19 protein-coding genes are annotated in these 17,526 nt (G+C 69.9%); 8 read left to right on the plus strand and 11 right to left on the minus strand.

Annotated elements, in window-relative coordinates:
* Positions 1 to 5: 5 nt before the first annotated feature.
* From ACWEPL_RS02895 to ACWEPL_RS02915, 5 genes are all read right to left on the minus strand, one after another.
* A complete protein-coding gene (locus ACWEPL_RS02895; RefSeq protein ID WP_452434883.1) occupies positions 6 to 848 on the minus strand; it encodes an endonuclease domain-containing protein in 843 nt (280 codons plus the stop codon).
* Between the two features lie 1,036 nt (positions 849 to 1,884).
* The gene (locus ACWEPL_RS02900) at positions 1,885 to 2,625 is read right to left on the minus strand and encodes a class I SAM-dependent methyltransferase (RefSeq protein ID WP_452434885.1); all 741 of its coding nucleotides are present in this window, start codon (positions 2,623 to 2,625) and stop codon (positions 1,885 to 1,887) included.
* A 219-nt stretch (positions 2,626 to 2,844) separates the two neighbouring features.
* Positions 2,845 to 3,255, minus strand: a complete 411-nt coding sequence (locus tag ACWEPL_RS02905; RefSeq protein WP_452434887.1) for a DUF2000 family protein — start codon at positions 3,253 to 3,255, stop codon at positions 2,845 to 2,847.
* Positions 3,256 to 3,311: 56 nt separating this feature from the next.
* Positions 3,312 to 4,145 (minus strand): SRPBCC domain-containing protein, encoded by an 834-nt coding sequence (locus ACWEPL_RS02910; RefSeq protein ID WP_363976504.1) that lies wholly within the window; start codon positions 4,143 to 4,145, stop codon positions 3,312 to 3,314.
* Positions 4,146 to 4,225: 80 nt separating this feature from the next.
* On the minus strand, positions 4,226 to 4,933 hold the full coding sequence (locus tag ACWEPL_RS02915) for a helix-turn-helix domain-containing protein (protein WP_397371499.1): 708 nt from the start codon (positions 4,931 to 4,933) through the stop codon (positions 4,226 to 4,228).
* A 61-nt stretch (positions 4,934 to 4,994) separates the two neighbouring features.
* Here ACWEPL_RS02915 and ACWEPL_RS02920 point away from each other — a divergent pair, with 61 nt between their 5' ends.
* The gene (locus ACWEPL_RS02920) at positions 4,995 to 5,828 is read left to right on the plus strand and encodes an AraC family transcriptional regulator (RefSeq protein ID WP_452434889.1); all 834 of its coding nucleotides are present in this window, start codon (positions 4,995 to 4,997) and stop codon (positions 5,826 to 5,828) included.
* 3 nt (positions 5,829 to 5,831) lie between these two features.
* On the opposite strand, the gene ACWEPL_RS02925 is transcribed toward ACWEPL_RS02920, so the two are convergent.
* Positions 5,832 to 6,854, minus strand: a complete 1,023-nt coding sequence (locus ACWEPL_RS02925) for a GDP-mannose 4,6-dehydratase (protein WP_363976513.1) — start codon at positions 6,852 to 6,854, stop codon at positions 5,832 to 5,834.
* A gap of 255 nt (positions 6,855 to 7,109) precedes the next feature.
* Between ACWEPL_RS02925 and ACWEPL_RS02930 the strand changes: the two genes are divergently transcribed.
* From ACWEPL_RS02930 to ACWEPL_RS02945, 4 genes are all read left to right on the plus strand, one after another.
* On the plus strand, positions 7,110 to 8,369 hold the full coding sequence (locus ACWEPL_RS02930) for a glycosyltransferase family 4 protein (protein ID WP_350729375.1): 1,260 nt from the start codon (positions 7,110 to 7,112) through the stop codon (positions 8,367 to 8,369).
* Positions 8,370 to 8,372: 3 nt separating this feature from the next.
* Positions 8,373 to 9,083, plus strand: a complete 711-nt coding sequence (locus ACWEPL_RS02935; RefSeq protein ID WP_350729374.1) for a class I SAM-dependent methyltransferase — start codon at positions 8,373 to 8,375, stop codon at positions 9,081 to 9,083.
* Positions 9,080 to 10,135, plus strand: coding sequence for a prenyltransferase (locus ACWEPL_RS02940; RefSeq protein WP_452434892.1), 1,056 nt, complete (start codon positions 9,080 to 9,082; stop codon positions 10,133 to 10,135). Before ACWEPL_RS02935 ends, ACWEPL_RS02940 begins: the two co-directional genes overlap by 4 nt.
* A 123-nt stretch (positions 10,136 to 10,258) precedes the next feature.
* Complete coding sequence (locus tag ACWEPL_RS02945; protein WP_350729370.1) at positions 10,259 to 11,254, plus strand: DUF1702 family protein; 996 nt, start codon at positions 10,259 to 10,261, stop codon at positions 11,252 to 11,254.
* Here ACWEPL_RS02945 and ACWEPL_RS02950 read toward each other — a convergent pair whose 3' ends face one another.
* Complete coding sequence (locus ACWEPL_RS02950) at positions 11,255 to 11,884, minus strand: class I SAM-dependent methyltransferase (protein ID WP_350729798.1); 630 nt, start codon at positions 11,882 to 11,884, stop codon at positions 11,255 to 11,257.
* Between the two features lie 85 nt (positions 11,885 to 11,969).
* Between ACWEPL_RS02950 and ACWEPL_RS02955 the strand changes: the two genes are divergently transcribed.
* The 3 genes from ACWEPL_RS02955 to ACWEPL_RS02965 are packed head-to-tail and all read left to right on the plus strand — an operon-like array spanning position 11,970 to position 13,731.
* Positions 11,970 to 12,422: a pyridoxamine 5'-phosphate oxidase family protein gene (locus ACWEPL_RS02955; protein WP_452434894.1), complete on the plus strand. Its 453-nt coding sequence runs from the start codon at positions 11,970 to 11,972 to the stop codon at positions 12,420 to 12,422.
* Positions 12,419 to 12,610 (plus strand): ferredoxin, encoded by a 192-nt coding sequence (locus tag ACWEPL_RS02960; protein ID WP_363976523.1) that lies wholly within the window; start codon positions 12,419 to 12,421, stop codon positions 12,608 to 12,610. The genes ACWEPL_RS02955 and ACWEPL_RS02960 overlap by 4 nt, the downstream gene beginning before the upstream one ends.
* A 32-nt stretch (positions 12,611 to 12,642) precedes the next feature.
* Complete coding sequence (locus ACWEPL_RS02965; RefSeq protein WP_363976526.1) at positions 12,643 to 13,731, plus strand: Zn-dependent alcohol dehydrogenase; 1,089 nt, start codon at positions 12,643 to 12,645, stop codon at positions 13,729 to 13,731.
* Positions 13,732 to 13,770: 39 nt separating this feature from the next.
* Here ACWEPL_RS02965 and ACWEPL_RS02970 read toward each other — a convergent pair whose 3' ends face one another.
* The 4 genes from ACWEPL_RS02970 to ACWEPL_RS02985 form a co-directional block, all read right to left on the minus strand.
* On the minus strand, positions 13,771 to 14,355 hold the full coding sequence (locus ACWEPL_RS02970; protein ID WP_350729362.1) for a TetR/AcrR family transcriptional regulator: 585 nt from the start codon (positions 14,353 to 14,355) through the stop codon (positions 13,771 to 13,773).
* A 20-nt stretch (positions 14,356 to 14,375) separates the two neighbouring features.
* A complete protein-coding gene (locus tag ACWEPL_RS02975) occupies positions 14,376 to 15,629 on the minus strand; it encodes a cytochrome P450 (RefSeq protein ID WP_452434897.1) in 1,254 nt (417 codons plus the stop codon).
* Between the two features lie 64 nt (positions 15,630 to 15,693).
* A complete protein-coding gene (locus ACWEPL_RS02980) occupies positions 15,694 to 16,836 on the minus strand; it encodes a sensor histidine kinase (protein WP_452434899.1) in 1,143 nt (380 codons plus the stop codon).
* Entirely contained in the window at positions 16,833 to 17,489 is a 657-nt protein-coding gene (locus tag ACWEPL_RS02985; RefSeq protein WP_363976538.1) for a response regulator transcription factor, read from the minus strand. Before ACWEPL_RS02985 ends, ACWEPL_RS02980 begins: the two co-directional genes overlap by 4 nt.
* Between the last annotated feature and the right edge of the window lie 37 nt (positions 17,490 to 17,526).

Here is a 17,526-nt window from a genome sequence, read left to right on the forward strand (position 1 = left end):
GGCGGTCACCGCAGGGAATCAGCTCCATCCCATGTCACTCCGCTCACCGCAGCGGCCTGTCGGTGGTCAGCACAACCCCAACCCAGCCCAGCCCGGCCCGGCCCGGCCCGACGTTCCGCCACGAACGCCCACCAAGGCTCCGGTGTGACGCCCAGCCGACACCGCGGCGCGGTACCCAGCCGACACCGCTGCGCGGCGCCCGGCTGATGCTCCGGCGTGGCGCCTGGCTGGTATTTGGGCACGGCGCCAGTCATCAGTGCGGCGTGGGCGCGCGGACGGCGAGCGGGCGCGGACGTCTGACCGGCGCTCGGCGTGGTGGGTTGGAGGGGCGGGTGGCTGATTAATCGGAAGCGGGAGCGGCGGCGGGCGGCTCGGATGCGGCGGAGGATGTGGTTGGTGCGCTCCGGGCCGGGCTGCCAGCCACATTCGATCAAGGCATTGGCCACATGATGGAGGAGGTCGGCGATCTGGCCGGGGATAACGTCTCGGCGGACGGCGATCACGCGCCAGCCGCGGCGGCGCAGCTCCTCGCGGCGGTCCGCGTCGTGTTGCTGGTCGGTGGGTGAGGTGTGATGCTCCTGGCCGTCGTACTCGACTGCGACCTTGAACTCCTCCCAGCCCAGGTCTAGGTACGCGAACCGGTCGTCGTCCAGCCCGACCCGGACCTGGGTGGTGGGTCTGGGGAGGCCGCCTTCCACGAGGATGACCCGGAGCCAGCTCTCCCTGGGTGAGGCGGCGCCCCGGTCGGCGAGGCCTAGGGTGTCGCGAAGGCGCCAGGAGTTGAGCGGGCGGTGCCACAGAGCTTCGAGATCGACGCCTCGGCGTGCGAACTGGTCGAGGATCGCCACCGCCTCCATACGGGGCAACCAGCGGGCGCAGTCGAGGGCTGTGCGTTCCATGGTGGTGAGGCGGACGCCCTTGTGCATGGTGATGTCTTCCGGAGGAAGCGGTGCCGGGTAGGTGACGCAGCCTGGGAGAGCGAGGTGGCCGGGGGCGGTCAGCTCTATGGGCCAGTCGGCTTCTGGGGTGTGCACGGCGTTCAGACCCCAGATATGGGCGGCTGTCTGGCGGCAGACAACGGCCTGCGGGATTGCTCGGGTGATTCGGGCGGTCTGCTCGGCGAGTGATGGCAGGGTGGGTGGCAGCTCTGCCTTTGGAAGCCCGCGATCGGTCTTTCCCTGAACGGGAGGTGGCTCTTTCAGGGGTGCGGTGCTGGGTGTCGATGTCCCTCTTTCGGGGTCTACAGCTCCGAGGGGCGGTGCCGCATGGGGTGGAGGGCCGTGAGGCGTGGTTACGGCGCTGGGGTAAGCGGGGTCGGTGACGGTGCAATCGGTGACTCTGGGGCCTCTGAGGCTGGAGTCGGTGACGGTGAGGTGGGTGGGGTGGTGTGGGTGGTGCATGACGCACAGGGTGCTATGGCGGGGCTGGTGGCGAGCGGCCGAATGGAGTTCTGTGGAGGACGTTGAGTTTTCCACAGTTCAGGGAATTGACCTGCGGTTTTAGGACCTACGTTGCTCCGTGGTGGTACCCCAACCCCAGCACACAGAACCTGTGCCGGGAGCCGCACGCTCACGCGGGTCCGAAGATTGCACTCCGCGAGGGGCTGTCTAGAACCCCGCCACCGCACCAGGCAGGCGACCTCGGGCATCAGCCCGGCCCACTCCAGGCAGAATCCACGGCTCCACCGCTCGCACGTCGATCAGCCGCATCAGCAATTCCCACGCCGGCAAGACCGACCGCGCAATACGAGCCTTGCTCATCGCCGAGAAGACAGCGCCCTCCGAAGTAAGGCGCTCCGGTATCCGTCAGGTCATCACTGAGCTACTTCGCGGGGTCCTCACAGCAAGCTATCCGGCTTGCGAGAACTCGCCCGGCGCGTCGGCGTCACCCTCTGAAATCGGCGGCTTGCAGCTGGAATTGCAGGTCGGAGGCGCCTGGCGTCTCCAGGACCGACACCGCGATCAGGCCGGCGGCTGCGGCAAGGCTCTCGAATCCCGAGCGGGTATACCAGTGCAGCACCCAGGGGCGGTCCACGACGGTGCTCTCGCCGTCGCGGTACCGCTCGTAACGCAACACCGTCGTCTGCGTCCGCGCGGAATCGCTACGCTCCTCGGACACCACCGAGACACGCAACTCAGCACCGTCGTCCGCCGTAGCGGTGCGCACTCGGCCGATCCGTTCGGCAGGTGTGGGCGACGGGACGAACAGAGGCACCAGGGCGGTGCCGCCCACGGCGAGATGGCTGCGGATGCGGTGGAGGGCAGCCAGAGCGATGGAGTCGTCGGGGAGCAGGTTGAAAGTCGGCCCGGCAAGAAAGATCGCGCGGTAGCGGCTTGGCAGATCGAGCGCCTCCATGCGCTGGTGGTAGACGACGACATCGACGCCTTGCTGCCGCGCCCGGCGACGGCACCGCTGCAGCATGTCCGCCGAGGAGTCAACACCCTCGACGTCCAGGCCGCGCTGACGCAGGTCGAGCAATGGATCGCCGTCCCCACACCCCAGCTCCAGAGCCGGGGAACCAGCCTCTTGGACAAACGCCGCGTAGGGCTCTGGATCTTGGGCGACGGACTTCAGCGGCCCATATAACTCGGCGACGATGCCTGTGTAGAAATCAGCGGGATGCACGCCCGCACCTTACGCTTCAGCCGAATGCTCACCAAGTGAACGACACCTTAACGAGCGCACCGGCCATCCGCGCGCTTCACTGGCCTGACCGATCAAGCCCGGCCGGGGTCGAAGAGAGGGCAGGCGATGACACCGGGCCGTCGAACGAACCCGTCTGCCGGCTGCCGTCGGCTCCGTCGCCACAAACGCCAAACCCAAAAGCGCGGTGGAGGTTGCGGGTCAAGGGTGCAGGGGGAGGCCCTTCAGGACCTTGTCCACGCCGTTCTTCGGCCCATGGATCGCCACCCCCACCAGCGCCAGTTCATCGGCCTCCACCGCCCGCACGGCCGCTCGGTTCTCCGCGTCGTGTCCCGTCTTGAACATCTCCTCGATGTAGACGGCCACGTCCATCTCCCGGCCCACCGCCTTCTCCCGGACGCCCCGGAGGCCCTCCAAGTCGGCCGTGTAGACGAGCACGGGCTGGCGGAGCATCGGCAGGTACGAATTGCCGGACCCGTCCTCGTACGGCTCCCCCATGAGCCCCGGCACCCCGCCCGCCACCGCGCTGGACAGGAAGGCGGTGACGTTGAGCTTCTGCCATGCGGCCAGATCCGCGCGGACCACGATGCCGATCTTGGTGTCGAAACGCATGGTCACGAGTCTCCACGTCCCGCCCCCGCCGTGTCTTGAACGCTGGTGCGGAAGCGTCAGCTCACGATGACCGGCTTCCAGTCCGGCACCTCGTGGTAGCGCCGCAGCTCCGCGACGCCCGACAGGATCCCGCCCCACGCCGCGTACGGCGGGCGCTCCGTGTCGAACCCGCTCTGCACCAGCGTCAGGCGCGTCTGCCCGCCGGAGCCCTCCAGCTCCCACGTGGCGACTCCCGGGGCGCCCCAGTCCAGGGAGAACTTGCTGCCGGGCTCGAGCTCCAGCACCTTTGCGGGGCTGGGGTCGTTGGCCAGGCCGCCCATCGCGAAGCGGCCGCCCACGTACGGCTCGATCTCGATCGGGAACCCGAACCACCGCGTCACCGCCTCCGAGTCGATCAGCGACTCGAACACCTTCTCCGGCGAGGCGTCGATGGTGACCTGAGCGCGCAGGTCCGAGGAGGTGAAGTCGATCTTGGGTGTGAGCTCGCGCCCCTCAAGGTGCTCGGCCAGGTTGGCGACGGCCAGGCACCAGTACGTCTGGAGCACGCCCCGGATGCTCTTGCCCGTGATGACGTCCTGGAAGTCGAAGTGCGTCTGCGACAACGTCAGGATCGTCGCGTCCCCGTCCTCCTCCAGCTTCAACTCGGTGGTCGTCTCCTCGCCGTCCAGCACCCACGCGAAGCGCACCGTGCGCTCGTCCGCGTGCAGCAGCCGCTGGTGCGGCGCGTCCCCCTCAGGCGTGGTACGCCCCCAGAACCCGAACCGGTCGGGCAGCTCCACCTCGGCGTGCTCGGCCAGCCAGATCCGCAGCGTGGCCGGGTCGGTGAGCGCGTGGCGCACATCCTTGACAGGCGCCTGGATGCGGGCACGAAGGGTCATGGGCTCGGTCATCGTCATCTTCTCCTTTGGAGAGGGCGAGTGTGAGTGTGAGTGGCCGATCCGCGTGGGCGGTCGCCGGTCGGGCGTCGGCTTCAGGCTGGTTGCGGTCGGTCGCCCCCGTCCGGCCGCCGATGCGGGCCGGTCTCGTCCGTGGGCGCCGGAGGAGCATCGAACGCGGGAGGAGCGGTGGGTGCCGGAGGGGCGGGGGCGGCCGGAGGGGTGCCGGGCTCGGGGATGTCTGCGGGAGGGTCGGCGGCGGCGTTCGGGTAGCAGGCGACGGCGAGCTTGAACGCGTCCCCCTCCGCCCCGCCGTACCGCGTGAACAGCCCCTGCAGCATCGTCTGCAGATCGTTCAGGAACTCCTGACGCTCTTCGGGACGCACGCGGATCTCCCCCGACAACCCGATCGACGGCAGCTCAGGCGCGCTCCTGTCGAGCGCCGCGATGTCCGACTGGACCTCCTCCATGAGATCCAGCAGGTAACCGAGGCTCAGCTCGTCACGCGCCTTGCGCAGCCCGATCCGGCCCACCAGCCGGGGCGACAGCCAGTACGAGCGAGCACCGGCCTGATAGATGCCCTCGTGGATCCCGCGCACCTTGCGCTCGGACACGAGGTCCACCAGGCCCGCCTCGACCAGCCGTTTGACGTGGTAGTAGACCCGCTGCGGTGTCTGGCCGAGCCGTTCGGCGACCTCCGAGCACGTACGCGGCTCGGCCAGCTGCCGCAGCACCTCCACGCGCTGCGGCTTGAGCAGTGCCTCGGCCTGCTCGATCTCTTCCAGGTACAGGACGTCTCTCATCGCAAAAACAATCCTTTACGTAAAAATTTGGTTTGTCAATGGCGATGAGGACAATGGATGGATGGCGCATGACTGGTCCCGATACTGGCGGTCACCCGACCGGCCGGTGGAGGCCATGCATGCCCACTTCGAGCGGCACGTGTACCACCGGCACAGCCACGAGACCTACTCGTTCGGGGTCACCGAGACCGGCGCGCAGTCGTTCACCTGCCGCGGCTCGGCCCACACGAGCTCGGCGGGCATGGTCATGGCGTTCAACCCGGAGGACCCCCACGACGGCCACGCCACGAACGCGTACGGGTTCACGTACCGGATCGTCCACATCGGTCCCGAGCTCGTGTCCAACGCCCTGACCGACGCGACGGGTCGCAACCTGGGCCTGCCCCTGTTCGCCGCGCCCGTGGTCGAGGATCCCGTCCTGGCGGGGGCGCTGCGCTCCCTGCACGCGGAGCTCCTCGGCTCCGACGCGACGGCTCTGCGGCGCGACGAGCTGCTCACGGCCACGGTCGCGGCGATCGTACGGCGGGCCGCCACGACCCCGATCCACCCGGACGGCAGGCCAGGAAGGTCGGCGAGGGTCGCGCGGCAGGCCAGGCAGCTCCTCCATGACCGCCTCCGGGACGATCTCACGAGCGACGACCTGGCGCGGGCCACGGGCGCCAGCCGCTACGCGGTCTACCGGGCCTTCCACGCGGAGTACGGGCTGTCCCCCAGCGACTACCAGCGGCAGCTACGGCTCAGAGCGGCACGTACGCTGATCGCCGGCGGCACGGCCATCAGCGAGGCGGCCACCGCGACGGGCTTCGCCGACCAGAGCCACCTGACCCGCTGGTTCACCCGCTACTTCGGCCTGACCCCGGGCACCTATCGACAGGCCGTCACAGGTGAACGATGACCGTCACGGCCAGGAGCTGTCCTGGTCGGGATCGCCTCCGTCGGAGAGCAACCGCAGATCCGACTCGACCATCATCGCCACCAGCTCGTCGAACGACACGCTCGGCTCCCACCCCAGCTGCGCCCGCGCCTTCTTCGGGTCCGCGCACAGCAGGTCCACCTCGGCGGGCCGGTGCAGCGTCTGGTCGGTCACCACGTACCGCTCCCAGTCCAGCCCCGCGGCCGTGAACGCCGCCTCCACCAGCTCCCTGACCGACTTCATCCGCCCCGTCCCGATCACGTAGTCCTCGGGATTGGCGGCCTGCAGCATCAGGTGCATCGCCTTCACGTAGTCGCCGGCGAACCCCCAGTCCCGCCGCGCCTCCAGGTTCCCCAGCCGCAGCTCGGTGGCCAGCCCCAGCTTGATCCGGGCCACCCCCAGGGACACCTTCCTGGTGACGAACTCGGCCCCCCGGCGCGGCGACTCGTGGTTGAACAGGATCCCGGACACGGCGAACATCCCGTACGACTCGCGGTAGTTCTGCGTGAGGAAGTGCCCGTAGGCCTTGGCCACCCCGTACGGCGAGCGCGGGTGGAAGGCGGTCCGCTCGTTCTGCGGCGTCTCGCTGACCTGCCCGAACATCTCAGAGGATGACGCCTGATAAAAGCGGATCTGTCGGGAGGCGCCCGAGCCCCGCGACGCCCCCGAGCACACCCGGATCGCCTCCAGCATGCGCAGCACGCCCATCCCGGTCACCTCGGCCGTGAGCTCCGCCTGCTCCCACGACATCGGCACGAACGAGATCGCCCCGAGGTTGTAGACCTCGTCAGGCTGAACGCGTTCCACCGCCGAGATCAGGGATCCCTGGTCCAGCAGATCCCCCCGCACCACCCGCACGTCGGAGAGCAGCTTGCGCATCCTGGACACGCGCGGGTTCGCCTGCCCCCGGGCCAGGCCCCACACCTCGTACCCCTGCTCGAGCAGGTGCTCCGCCAAGTAAGAACCGTCCTGGCCGGTGATGCCGGTGATCAGAGCTCGCCTGGCCAAGGGTCCTCCTGCTATCGCGTATAGCAATCTGTCTGGGACGGAATGTACAGCTAAGCGCCCAGATAGGGCACCAGCCCACCTAGAACCCGTTCCACCGAACCACGCTCGGTTACGGCAACGTCGCAGTTCGCACGACGTTTAACCGTAATTGTGAACAATTCCACCCGACCTACCGAATGGTAGCCTTCTCGGACTAAGGTCATCTTCACGGTACACGCCCATCTCAAGGGCCCTACCGGCGGAGAAAGGGGTGTCGTGGAAGAGCCAGCCCGGCGGGATCGAACGCTGCGAGTCGCGTTGTTGTCCTACCGCAGCAAGCCCACCTGTGGTGGCCAAGGCGTCTATCTTCGCCACCTCAGCCGCGAGCTGGTCGCCTTAGGGCACCACGTCGAGGTGTTCTCCGGGCAGCCCTATCCCGAGCTGGACGAGGGCGTCATCCTGCGCGAGGTGCCCAGCCTCGACCTCTACCGCGACGAGGACCCGTTCAGAACGCCCAAGCTGCACGAATACCGCGACTGGATCGACTGGCTCGAGGTCGGGACGATGTGGACGGCGGGGTTCCCCGAGCCGCTGACGTTCACGCTGCGGGCCTACCGCGAGCTGAAGAAGCGCATCGGCGACTTCGACGTCGTGCAGGACAACCAGACCCTCGGATACGGCCTGCTGGGCATCCAGCGGATGTTCCCCGTGGTCGGCACCATCCACCACCCGATCAGCGTCGACCGCCGCATCGAGCTCGAGGCCGCCACCGGCGGGAAGAAGCTGAGCCTGCGCCGCTGGTACGGGTTCGTGAAGATGCAGTCGCGCGTCGCGCCCCGGCTGAGCCCGATCCTGACCGTCAGCGAGTCGTCGCTGGCCGACATCCACCGCGACTTCAACGTCCCCCAGGCGAACATGCGCCTGATCCCCCTCGGCGTCGACACCCGCTACTTCCACCCGCGCCCGGACAAGCCCCGGCGCAAGGGCTCGATCGTGGCCGTGGCCAGCGCGGACTCGCCCATGAAGGGCGTCGCGACGCTGCTGCGGGCGGTCGCGAAGCTGGCCACCGAGCGCGACGTGCACCTCACCGTCGTCAGCCGACCCACCCCCGGCGGCCCGACCGAGCAGCTCGTCCAGGAGCTGTCGCTGCAGGACCGGGTGCGTTTCGTCCACGGCATCTCCGACGACGAGCTGGGCGAGCTGATCGCCACCTCGGAGATCTCGGTCGTCCCCTCCCTCTATGAGGGCTTCTCGCTGCCCGCCGTCGAGCACATGGCCTGCGGCACGCCCCTGGTGGCCAGCCGTACGGGAGCGCTGCCCGAGGTCGTGGGCGACGCCGCCATCCAGGTGGCCCCGGGCGACCCCGAGGAGCTGGCCGCGGTGCTGCGCCGCCTGCACGACTCCCCCGAGGAGCGCGAACGCGTGGGCAAGGCCGGATACGACCGCGTCATGGAGCGATACACCTGGCACGTCGTGGCCAAGAAGACCGTCGAGGCGTACCTCGAGGCCATGGAGAACCACAAGAGGAGAGGCTGACCAGTGCTGACCGTCGACTTCGCCCGGCTTCCTGTCGGCCCCGGCGTGCGCCTGCTCGACCTGGGCTGCGGCGGCGGCAGGCACGCCTTCGAGGCACTGCGCCGGGGAGCGGACGTGATCGCGTTCGACATGGACCAGGCGGAGCTGGACGGCGTGGCGGCCATGTTCGCGGCGATGGACAAGGCGGGCGAGGTGCCGCCGGGGGCGAGCGGGCAGATCGTCCAGGGTACGGCGCTGGACATGCCGTTCGAGGACGGCAGCTTCGACCGGGTCATCGCGGCCGAGGTGCTGGAGCACATCCCGGACGACATGGCGGCCATGCGCGAGCTCTTCCGCGTGCTCAAGCCGGGCGGTACGGCGGCCGTCACCGTGCCGAGCTTCCTGCCCGAACGGATCTGCTGGGCGCTGGACGAGGCCTACCACACGGCCCCCGGGGGACATGTCCGGATTTATACGTTGGCTGAGCTGTCGGCCAAGCTGAAGTCCATCGGGTTCGAGATCGGCCCCCACCACCACGCCCACGGCCTGCACGCGCCGTACTGGTGGATCAAGTGCGCCGTCGGCGTCGGCAACGACGACCATCCGCTCGCCAAGGCGTACCACGAGCTGCTGGTCTGGGACATCATGAAGCGCCCGGCCGCCACCAGGATCGCCGAAGCCGTGCTCAACCCGATCATCGGCAAGAGCGTGGTCCTCTACGTCAGGAAGCCATGATCTCCCACGCGGAGGTCGTGCGGACGGGCGAGAGCATCGCGGCGATCCAGCAGGACGACGGCGGCGTGCCGTGGCCGGAAGGCCACGTGGACGCCTGGAACCACGTCGAGTGCCTGATGGCCATGTCCGTCGCGGGACTCGGCGAGCCGGTACGGCGCGGCTACGCGTGGCTGGCCCGCCACCAGCGCCCCGACGGCTCCTGGCCGATGAAGCTGGCCGACGGCGTCCCCACGGAGCAGGGCGGCGAGAGCAACCACGCCGCCTACGTCGCCGCCGGGCTCTGGCACCACCACCTCGTGACCGGCGACCAGGCGTTCACCGAGGAACACTGGCCCATGGTCAAGGCCGCGCTCGACTACGTGGCGGGACTGCAGACCGAGCGGGGCGAGATCGTCTGGGAGCGCGACGCGCACGGCGTCGCCTCGACGCTCGCGCTGCTCACCGGGTGCTCCTCCATCCACCAGGGGCTGCGCTGCGGCGTGCTGCTCGCGGACCACCTGGGCGACCCGCAGCCGCACTGGGAGCTGGCCGCCGACCGGCTGGCGCACGTGCTGGCGGCGCATCCCGAGGCGTTCGCGGACAAGAGCCGCTTCTCCATGGACTGGTACTACCCGGTGCTCGGCGGCGCGGTGCGCGGGCAGCAGGCGTTCGAGCTGCTGGAGCGCGAGTGGGCCACGTTCGTGGTGCCCGGGCTCGGGATCAGGTGCGTGTCCGACCAGCCGTGGGTGACGGGGGCGGAGACGTGCGAGCTGGTGCTGGCGCTCGACTCGCTGGGAGACCGGGGGCGGGCGGTCACGCTGTTCACGGACGTGCAGCATCTGCGGCACGAGGACGGCTCGTACTGGACGGGCTGGCAGTTCGCGAACCTCAAGCACTTCCCCCACGAACGATCCGGGTACACGGCCGCCGCCGTCGTGCTCGCCGCCGACGCGCTGCTGGCGCTGACGCCGGGATCCGGCCTGTTCAGGGACATCGTGGGGACGTCGGTGTCCGACCCGGAGACCTGCGGCTGCGCCGCCGGCACGGGCCTGGTACGCCGCGACGACCTCTGACCTCACCCCCGCACAAGCGCTTTTGCGGGTTCTTTGCCGCCGAAATCCGGTGCGCCGCCGATGATCGACGCAATGGGCTTACTAGCTTCTGAGTGACTCGTACGAGGCGTCTTCGGGGGAAGCGTGGGCGACACGGGCACAACTTCGTTCTTGGATCAGGTCAGGACCGAGCCGACACTGTCCCGGGCGAGGGGGCTGCGGAGGTTCCTGGTCAAGGATCCTCTGGAGTCCGATCTGGGCCGGCGACGATTCCGGCTCAGAGGAGGAGCTTCCCGAGCGGTCTTCACCGATGCCGAAAGTGCATACGTTTTCGGCTTCAACGCGGTGATGTCCCGGGAAATTGAGAAGGTCGAGGAAATATCGGCTGAGCAGCGGCCCTTCGGCTACGAAGGGGCGGCCGCCGCCTGCACCGTACTCGACCTGCTCACGCTGACGCGGGGCCGGCGCCTTCATGAGCTACTCACCGGCCCCGCCCAGCATCATCGCCACGCCGCCTACGTCGGCGCCGGGCGCGGCTACGCCCTGCTGCGCCTACGGCCCCTGTGGGGGGCGCGGCGCGCGCATCCGCTGCTGCGCTGGCTGGCCGTGGACGGGTTCGGGTTCCAGTGGAGCCTGGCCAGGGCCGACCGCATGGTGGGCGAGCGCACGATGCCCGACCTGCTGACCCGGGCGCACTGCGCGGTGTTCGACCAGGGGCTGGGGCGGCTGCTCTGGTACCACGACAGCGCCTCGCCCGACGACATCGCCGCCAGGATCGGTGGATATCCGGCGGGACGGCGGGGCGACCTGTGGAGCGGGATCGGGTTCGCGGCGACGTACACGGGCGGGGCCGACTCCGACGAGCTGTGGTGGCTGACCGAGCACGCCGGGGCCGACGGGTTCCGCGCCCAGCTGGCCCAGGGGTGCGCGTTCGCCGTCGCCGCCCGGCTGCGGTCGGGGACGCTGCCGGACCACACGGCGCAGGCCGTGCCGATCCTGGCCGGGGCCGAACCCGAGGCGGCCGCCTCGTGGACGGACCAGGCGCTCCTCGCGCTCGGGCACGAGGCGCACACGCACGAGGACTTCCGGCGCTGGCAGTCCCAGACCCGCCGGTCCTGGAGCCAGCGCCACCGCTGCTGACTAGATTCCGGGGCCGACGCGCTCCAGCACGCGGAGCGAGCCCTCCACCGACACCTCGCTGAAGGCGCCGGACCGCACCGCCCGCTGGTAGACCCGGTACGGCGCCTGCCCGCCATCGGCGGGATCGGGGTAGATGTCGTGGAAGACCAGCGCCCCGCCCTCCATGACGTGCGGCGCCCAGCCCTCGTAGTCGCGGGTCACCGGCTCCTCGGAGTGCCCGCCGTCGATGAACAGCATCCCCAGAGGCGTCCTCCAGAGAGCGGCGACCTGCTCCGACCGGCCGACGATCGCGATCACCTCGTCCTCGAGCCCCGCGGCCGCGATCGTGGCCCTGAACGTCGGCAGCGAGTCCATCTTGCCGAACCGGGGGTCCACCAGCGTCGGGTCGTGGTGGGCCCACCCTGGCTGGATCTCCTCGGAGCCCCGGTGGTGGTCGACGGTGACGACCACCGACCCGGCCTGCCTGGCCGCCGCGCCGAGATAGACGGCCGACTTCCCGCAGTATGTGCCGATCTCGCAGACGGGGCCCAGCTTCCCGTACTGGCAGGCGGCCTCGTACAGGGCCAGCCCCTCGTTGTGCGGCATGAATCCCTTGGCGTGCTTCGCTGCGTAGAGCAGCTCTGACGGCATCGTCATGGGGATGCAGCCTAGCCGAACCGAATAACATTCCAGGGGACTCTTGCAGCGCCGTTCTGAAACCTGTTCTACTTACAACGTGAATCAGCGCGCTCGCATCGCCATGTCGGACGACGACGTCACCGCCTTCCTGGAGAGCTCGCGCAAGCTGCAGCTGGCCACCATCAACGCGGACGGCACACCCCATTTGGTGACGATGTTCTATGGGCTCGACAAGGGACGCATCACCTTCTGGACCTACGCGAAAGCCCAGAAAGCCCGCAATCTTGCCCGCGACTCCCGGGTGAGCTGCCTGATCGAGACGGGCGACGACTACGCCGAGCTCCAAGGCGTCCTGGTGTACGGGAACGCGGAGCGGGTGGACGACCGCGACCGCGTCATGGACATCGGGATGACGGTCGCCCGCCGGATGACTCCGGGCGTACCGGACGAACTGCTGCGCCCGTATGTGGAGCAGACCGGGCAGAAGCGAGTTGCGTACATCGTGGAGTACACCAAAGTGGTCTCATGGGATCACAGGAGGCTCGCATGAGAGTCAAGGTGGACGAGCTGGTCTGCGAGGCCAACGCCGTGTGCATGGGGCTCGCGCCGGAGGTGTTCGAGTTGGACGACGACGACCAGCTCCACGTCCTGCTGCCAGAACCGCCCCCCGAGATGCAGGACCGCGTCCGCCACGCCGTCCGGTCCTGCCCCAAAGCCGCCCTTTCCCTAGAGGAATAGCCCCGCTAGGCACCAGCCGGAGGAGGAACCCCATGCGCGCCGCGATCCTGCACGCCGTAGGCAACGACAAGCTGGACATCCGCGACGACGTCACCCTGGCCCCCGTCGGGCCGGCGGACGTACGCGTACGGATCAAGGCGACGGGCGTCTGCCACTCGGACCTGTCGGCCATGACCGGCGTACTGCCGCAGCCCGTGCCGCTGGTGCTCGGGCACGAGGGCGCGGGCGAGGTGGTCGAGGTGGGCGAGCACGTCACCTCGCTCAAGCCGGGCGACCACGTGGTCATCAACTGGCGGCCCGGCTGCCAGGAGTGCGACCTGTGCCTGGGTGGCCAGCCGTACCTGTGCATCAAGTACGTGGTCGAGGCGTTCAGCAAGGGCAACTTCCGGTTCGGCGGCGACGGGGCGACGGCGTACGGGATGGCCGGGTGCGGCACCTGGGCCGAGGAGATCGTCGTGCCGTGGCAGGGCGCGATCAAGATCGACGAGGACGTGTCGTGGGAGGCGGCGGCCCTGATCGGCTGCGGCATCACGACCGGCGTGGGCGCCGCGATCAACACCGCGAAGGTCCGCCCCGGCTCCACGGTCGCGGTGATCGGCTGCGGCGGCGTCGGCCTGTCGGTCATCCAGGGCGCCCGCCTCTCCGGCGCCCGCATGATCCTCGCGATCGACCCGCTGGAGTCCAAGCACGAGCTGGCCAGGAAGGTCGGCGCCACGCACGCCGTCACCCCCGAGCAGGTCCCCGACACCCTGAACGAGCTCACCGCCGGCGCCGGCTTCGACTACGGCTTCGAGGTGGTCGGCAAGGCGGCCACCATCCAGAGCGCCTGGCAGATCACCCGGCAGGGCGGCGACGTCATCGTGGTCGGGGCGGGCGCGGTGGACGACATGGTGTCGATCTCGGCGTTCAGCCTGCTGTTCGAGGGCAAGAACCTGCTCTCCAGCCTGTACGGCGAGGCGGACGTACGCCACGCCTTCCCCTACTTCGCCAAGCTCCACAAGGCCGGCAAGCTGGACCTGGAGTCGATGATCAGCGCCCGCATCCGCCTGTCGGACCTGAACGACGCGGTGGCGGCGCTGCGGGGCGGCGAGGTCCTCCGCCAGATCGTCGTCATGGACTGACTCTGTTCCGAGTAGAAGGGGCCGCCGCGGTGGCCCCTTCTACTGCGTCGGCGCCGGCGCGAGCCAGTGGCGATTGAGGTCGCTCACGGCCTCCAGCCAGACCTGCGGCCGCTCCCCGGCGGCGATCGCGTCCGCGGCGCTGTGCAGGACGGTGAACAGGAGCGTGGCCGCGACATGCGGGTCGACCTGGCGGAACGCGCCGTCGTCCATGGCCCGCCGCAGCGCCTTGGCGATGGCGGCGATGATGTCCGGCCCCCCTTCGGGCGCGGGGTTGGAGTGGAAGACCGCGGCATGGAGCCCGCCGGGCCGGGCGATGGACTCGACGGCCGCCGCGCATTCGGCGTCGAGGGTGGCCCACCAGTCGATCGGCTCGGTGGATTCGGCGAGCCGGTGGAAGCGGTCCACGTAGTCCCGTAGCACGCGGTCCCGTACCGCGGTGACCATCTCCTCCCAGGAGGAGAAGTAGACGTAGAAGGTGCCCTTGGCGGCGTCGGCTTCGGCGGTGACGGCCTGGACCCAGTTGGTCACGTCCTGCCCGGAGTCCAGGAGCCGGATGGCGGCGTCGATGAGTTCGCCGCGCCTGGCCTCGGGGGAAAGACGGCGCCGGCTCCTGGAGGTCACCATCGCATCAGGTTAGCCGACCGTCACGTCATCACCCCTGCGTGGGAGATGAGGAGCTCGCTGACGCCGCGAAGGTTGATGTGCTCCCGGTACGGCGGCGGGTCGGCGACCAGCGCGGGCTCCCGTACGCGCCGGGCGAACGCGGCCAGCGCCACCCTGCCTTCGAGCCGGGCCAGCGGCGAGCCGAGGCAGAAGTGCGGACCGAAGCCGAAGCCCAGATGCCGCACCTGCTCGCGGGCCGGGTCGAACCGGTCCGGGTCCGCGTTCGCCTCCGGGTCCCGGTGGGCCGCGGCCAGCAGCAGGATGACCAGGCTGCCCGCGGGCACCTTCGCCTTCCCGATGCTCATGTCCTCCTTTGCGACCCGGGCGGTGAGCTGGACGGGCGGGTCGTAGCGCAGGGTCTCCTCGACGACCGCGGACGCCGTACCGGGGTCGGCGCGCAGGGCGGCGAGGTGGCCGGGATGCCGCAGCAGGGCGAGCACGCCGTTGGCGATCAGGTTGACCGTCGTCTCATGGCCCGCCACCAGCAGCAGCACGATCGTGGAGACCAGCTCGTCATGGCTGAGCGCGTCGCCGCCCTCCTGCGCGGCGAGCAGCTCGGAGATCAGGTCGTCCCGGCGCGGGCTCCGGCGCCGTTCGGCGACGAGGTCGTTGACGTACCGGTGCATGTCGGCCATGCCACCCGCCCACTCGTCGTTCCCGTCGCCAGGATTGCCGAACCCGTCGAGCAGCCGGGTGAGCTGAGCGGTCCACCCGTGGAACAGCCGCTCGTCGGCCTGCGGCACGCCGAGCATCCGGCAGATGACCGTCACCGGCAGCGAGTAGGCGAGGCCCGACATCACGTCGAACGTCTCCCCCTCACCCGCACGGTCGAGGCACTCGTCGACCAGCCGCGTGACGGAGTCCTCCATCCGCGCGACGGTACGGGCGGTGAACGCGCTGCTGACCAGACGCCGCAGCCGGGTGTGGTCCGGAGGATCCAGGGAGAGGAACCACGGCCGCCGGACCGAGGCGGGAGAGTCCGCGGGGTACGGGTCGGCTGCCCCGTCGGGCTGGAAGAACCGCCACCGCTCGGCGCTGAGCCGCGGGTCGCGCAGCAGCGTCTCGCAGTCGCGGTAGCCCGTCACCACTAACGAGGACATCTCCTCGATCCACACCGGGCCGCGAGCGCGGAACTCGGCGTAGATCGGATACGGGTCGGGCCTCGAAGCGGGGTCGAGCAGCTTGCCGACCAGGTGCAGACCGGACGACGTCTCGCTGTCGGTTGCCATGGACATCTGGGCTCCTTGAAGTCGCACACTATTGACCTTAGGTCATTAATAATGACCCGGGGTCAATATGTCAACGATGACCGCCGGGCTCTCCTGGGAGGTCGATGGTGACGTCGAGGCCGCCGCCGGTCCGGGCGGCGAGCGCGACCCGTCCCCGGTGGGCGAGTGTGACCGCGCGCACGATCGACAGCCCCAGCCCCAGGCCGTCGGTACGGACGCGGGTTCCCTGCCCGCGCACGAACGGTTCCAGCAGCGTCTCCGCCTTGCCGGACGGGATCTCGCGGCCGGTGTTGGAGATCCGCAGGACGGCGCGCCCGCCCGCCGTACCCGTGTCGACGACCACCCGCCCACCTGCCCGGTTGTAGCGGACCGCGTTGTCGACCAGGTTGCCGATCATCCGTTCCAGCAGGACCGGTTCGCCGCTGACGGGTGCGGGCCGAAGCTCGGATCGCACGGCGACGCCGGCGGCAGCCGCCCGCGCCGCGGCGGCGTCAAGGGCGGCGGCCGCGACGGCGGCCAGGTCGACCGGTTGGCGCGCTGCCAGCCCGGCCTGGCTACGCGCCAGCAGCAGCAGCCCGTCCAGGACGCGCTGCATGTGCTCGACCGCGCCGCGTACGTCGCCGGCCATCGCGAGCAGCTCGGCACGGCTGGGCTTTCCGTCCAGGGTGACGTCGATCGCCGTGCGCGCCGTGGTCAGCGGCGTGCGCAGCTCGTGGGCGGCGTTGGCGGTGAACAGCCGCTGGCTGTCCAGGATCCGGTCCCGCTCGGCGACGCCGCGCTGGATGCGGTCCAGCATCCCGTTGATCGTGCCCGCCAACGCCGACAGCTCGTCGGCAGGGGCGGTGACCGGGACCCGCTCGGTGAGGTTCTCGGCCGACAGCCGCCGGGCGGTGGAGGAGATCACGCGGATCGGCCGCAGCACCCGACCGGCCACCAGCCAGCCGAGCACGGCGGCCAGACCGGTCACCACGACGAGCGCCAGACCGGCCTGGGGCAGCAGCGCGGACAGGGTGTCGGCCTGCACCCGGTCGGCCAGAACGCGCAGCCCGTCCTGCGGCGACGTGTCCGGCGAGGGATTGCCTGCCGGGTCCAGGTGGGTGAAGATCGCGCGGCGCCGCATCAGCAGATAGGTCAACCCGGTCAGAGCGGCGCCCGCGACCAGCACCAGGGCGGTCTGCAGCAGAGCGAGCCGGGCCCGGGCGGTCAGCCTCACGAACCGATCCGGTAGCCGGCGCCGGTGACGGTCTCGATCAGCGGCGGGTCGCCGAGCTTGCGGCGCAGCGTGCCGACGGTGATCCGGACCGCGTTGGTGAACGGGTCCGCATGCTCGTCCCACACCTTGTCCAGCAGGGTTTCCGCGCTGACCACGGCACCGCCGGCGGCCAGTAGCCGCTCCAGCACGCCGAACTCCTTGGGCGTCAGGCGCAGCAACCGCCCGTCCCGCTCGGCGCTGCGCCGGGCCGGATCCAGGGCCACGCCGGCGGCACGCAGCACCGGCGGGCGGGCCGGTGCGCTGCGCCGTACCAGGGCGTGGACCCGCGCGACCAGCTCGGAGAACGCGAACGGCTTGCCCAGGTAGTCGTCCGCGCCCAGCATCAGCCCGCCGACCCGGTCCTCCACAGCGTCGGAAGCGGTCAGCATCAGCACCCGCGACACCCCCTGCTGGGCGAGCCGGCGGCACACCACGTCGCCGTGCACGACGGGCAGGTCCCGGTCCAGGACCACCACGTCGTACGGCGTGATCTCGCACTTGTCCAGAGCACTCCGGCCGTCGAGGGCGACGTCGACGGTGAAACCGTGCTTGCGCAGCCCGGCTTCGATGTACCCGGCGAGGGGTTGCTCGTCTTCGACCAGGAGCACGCGCATCCGGGCAGTATCGCAACGCCCGCATATGGAAGGCATA

The organism is Nonomuraea sp. NPDC004186, assembly GCF_053603495.1.

Coding starts and splice junctions, on each gene's coding strand:
- ACWEPL_RS02915 (WP_397371499.1), bottom strand. CDS start 4,933: ATGAGAGACGTCCTGTACCTGGAAGAGATCGAGCAGGCCGAGGCACTG.
- ACWEPL_RS02960 (WP_363976523.1), top strand. CDS start 12,419: ATGAGAGTCAAGGTGGACGAGCTGGTCTGCGAGGCCAACGCCGTGTGC.
- ACWEPL_RS02950 (WP_350729798.1), bottom strand. CDS start 11,884: ATGCCGTCAGAGCTGCTCTACGCAGCGAAGCACGCCAAGGGATTCATG.
- ACWEPL_RS02965 (WP_363976526.1), top strand. CDS start 12,643: ATGCGCGCCGCGATCCTGCACGCCGTAGGCAACGACAAGCTGGACATC.
- ACWEPL_RS02910 (WP_363976504.1), bottom strand. CDS start 4,145: ATGACCGAGCCCATGACCCTTCGTGCCCGCATCCAGGCGCCTGTCAAG.
- ACWEPL_RS02920 (WP_452434889.1), top strand. CDS start 4,995: ATGGCGCATGACTGGTCCCGATACTGGCGGTCACCCGACCGGCCGGTG.
- ACWEPL_RS02940 (WP_452434892.1), top strand. CDS start 9,080: ATGATCTCCCACGCGGAGGTCGTGCGGACGGGCGAGAGCATCGCGGCG.
- ACWEPL_RS02905 (WP_452434887.1), bottom strand. CDS start 3,255: ATGCGTTTCGACACCAAGATCGGCATCGTGGTCCGCGCGGATCTGGCC.
- ACWEPL_RS02975 (WP_452434897.1), bottom strand. CDS start 15,629: ATGTCCATGGCAACCGACAGCGAGACGTCGTCCGGTCTGCACCTGGTC.
- ACWEPL_RS02985 (WP_363976538.1), bottom strand. CDS start 17,489: ATGCGCGTGCTCCTGGTCGAAGACGAGCAACCCCTCGCCGGGTACATC.
- ACWEPL_RS02970 (WP_350729362.1), bottom strand. CDS start 14,355: ATGGTGACCTCCAGGAGCCGGCGCCGTCTTTCCCCCGAGGCCAGGCGC.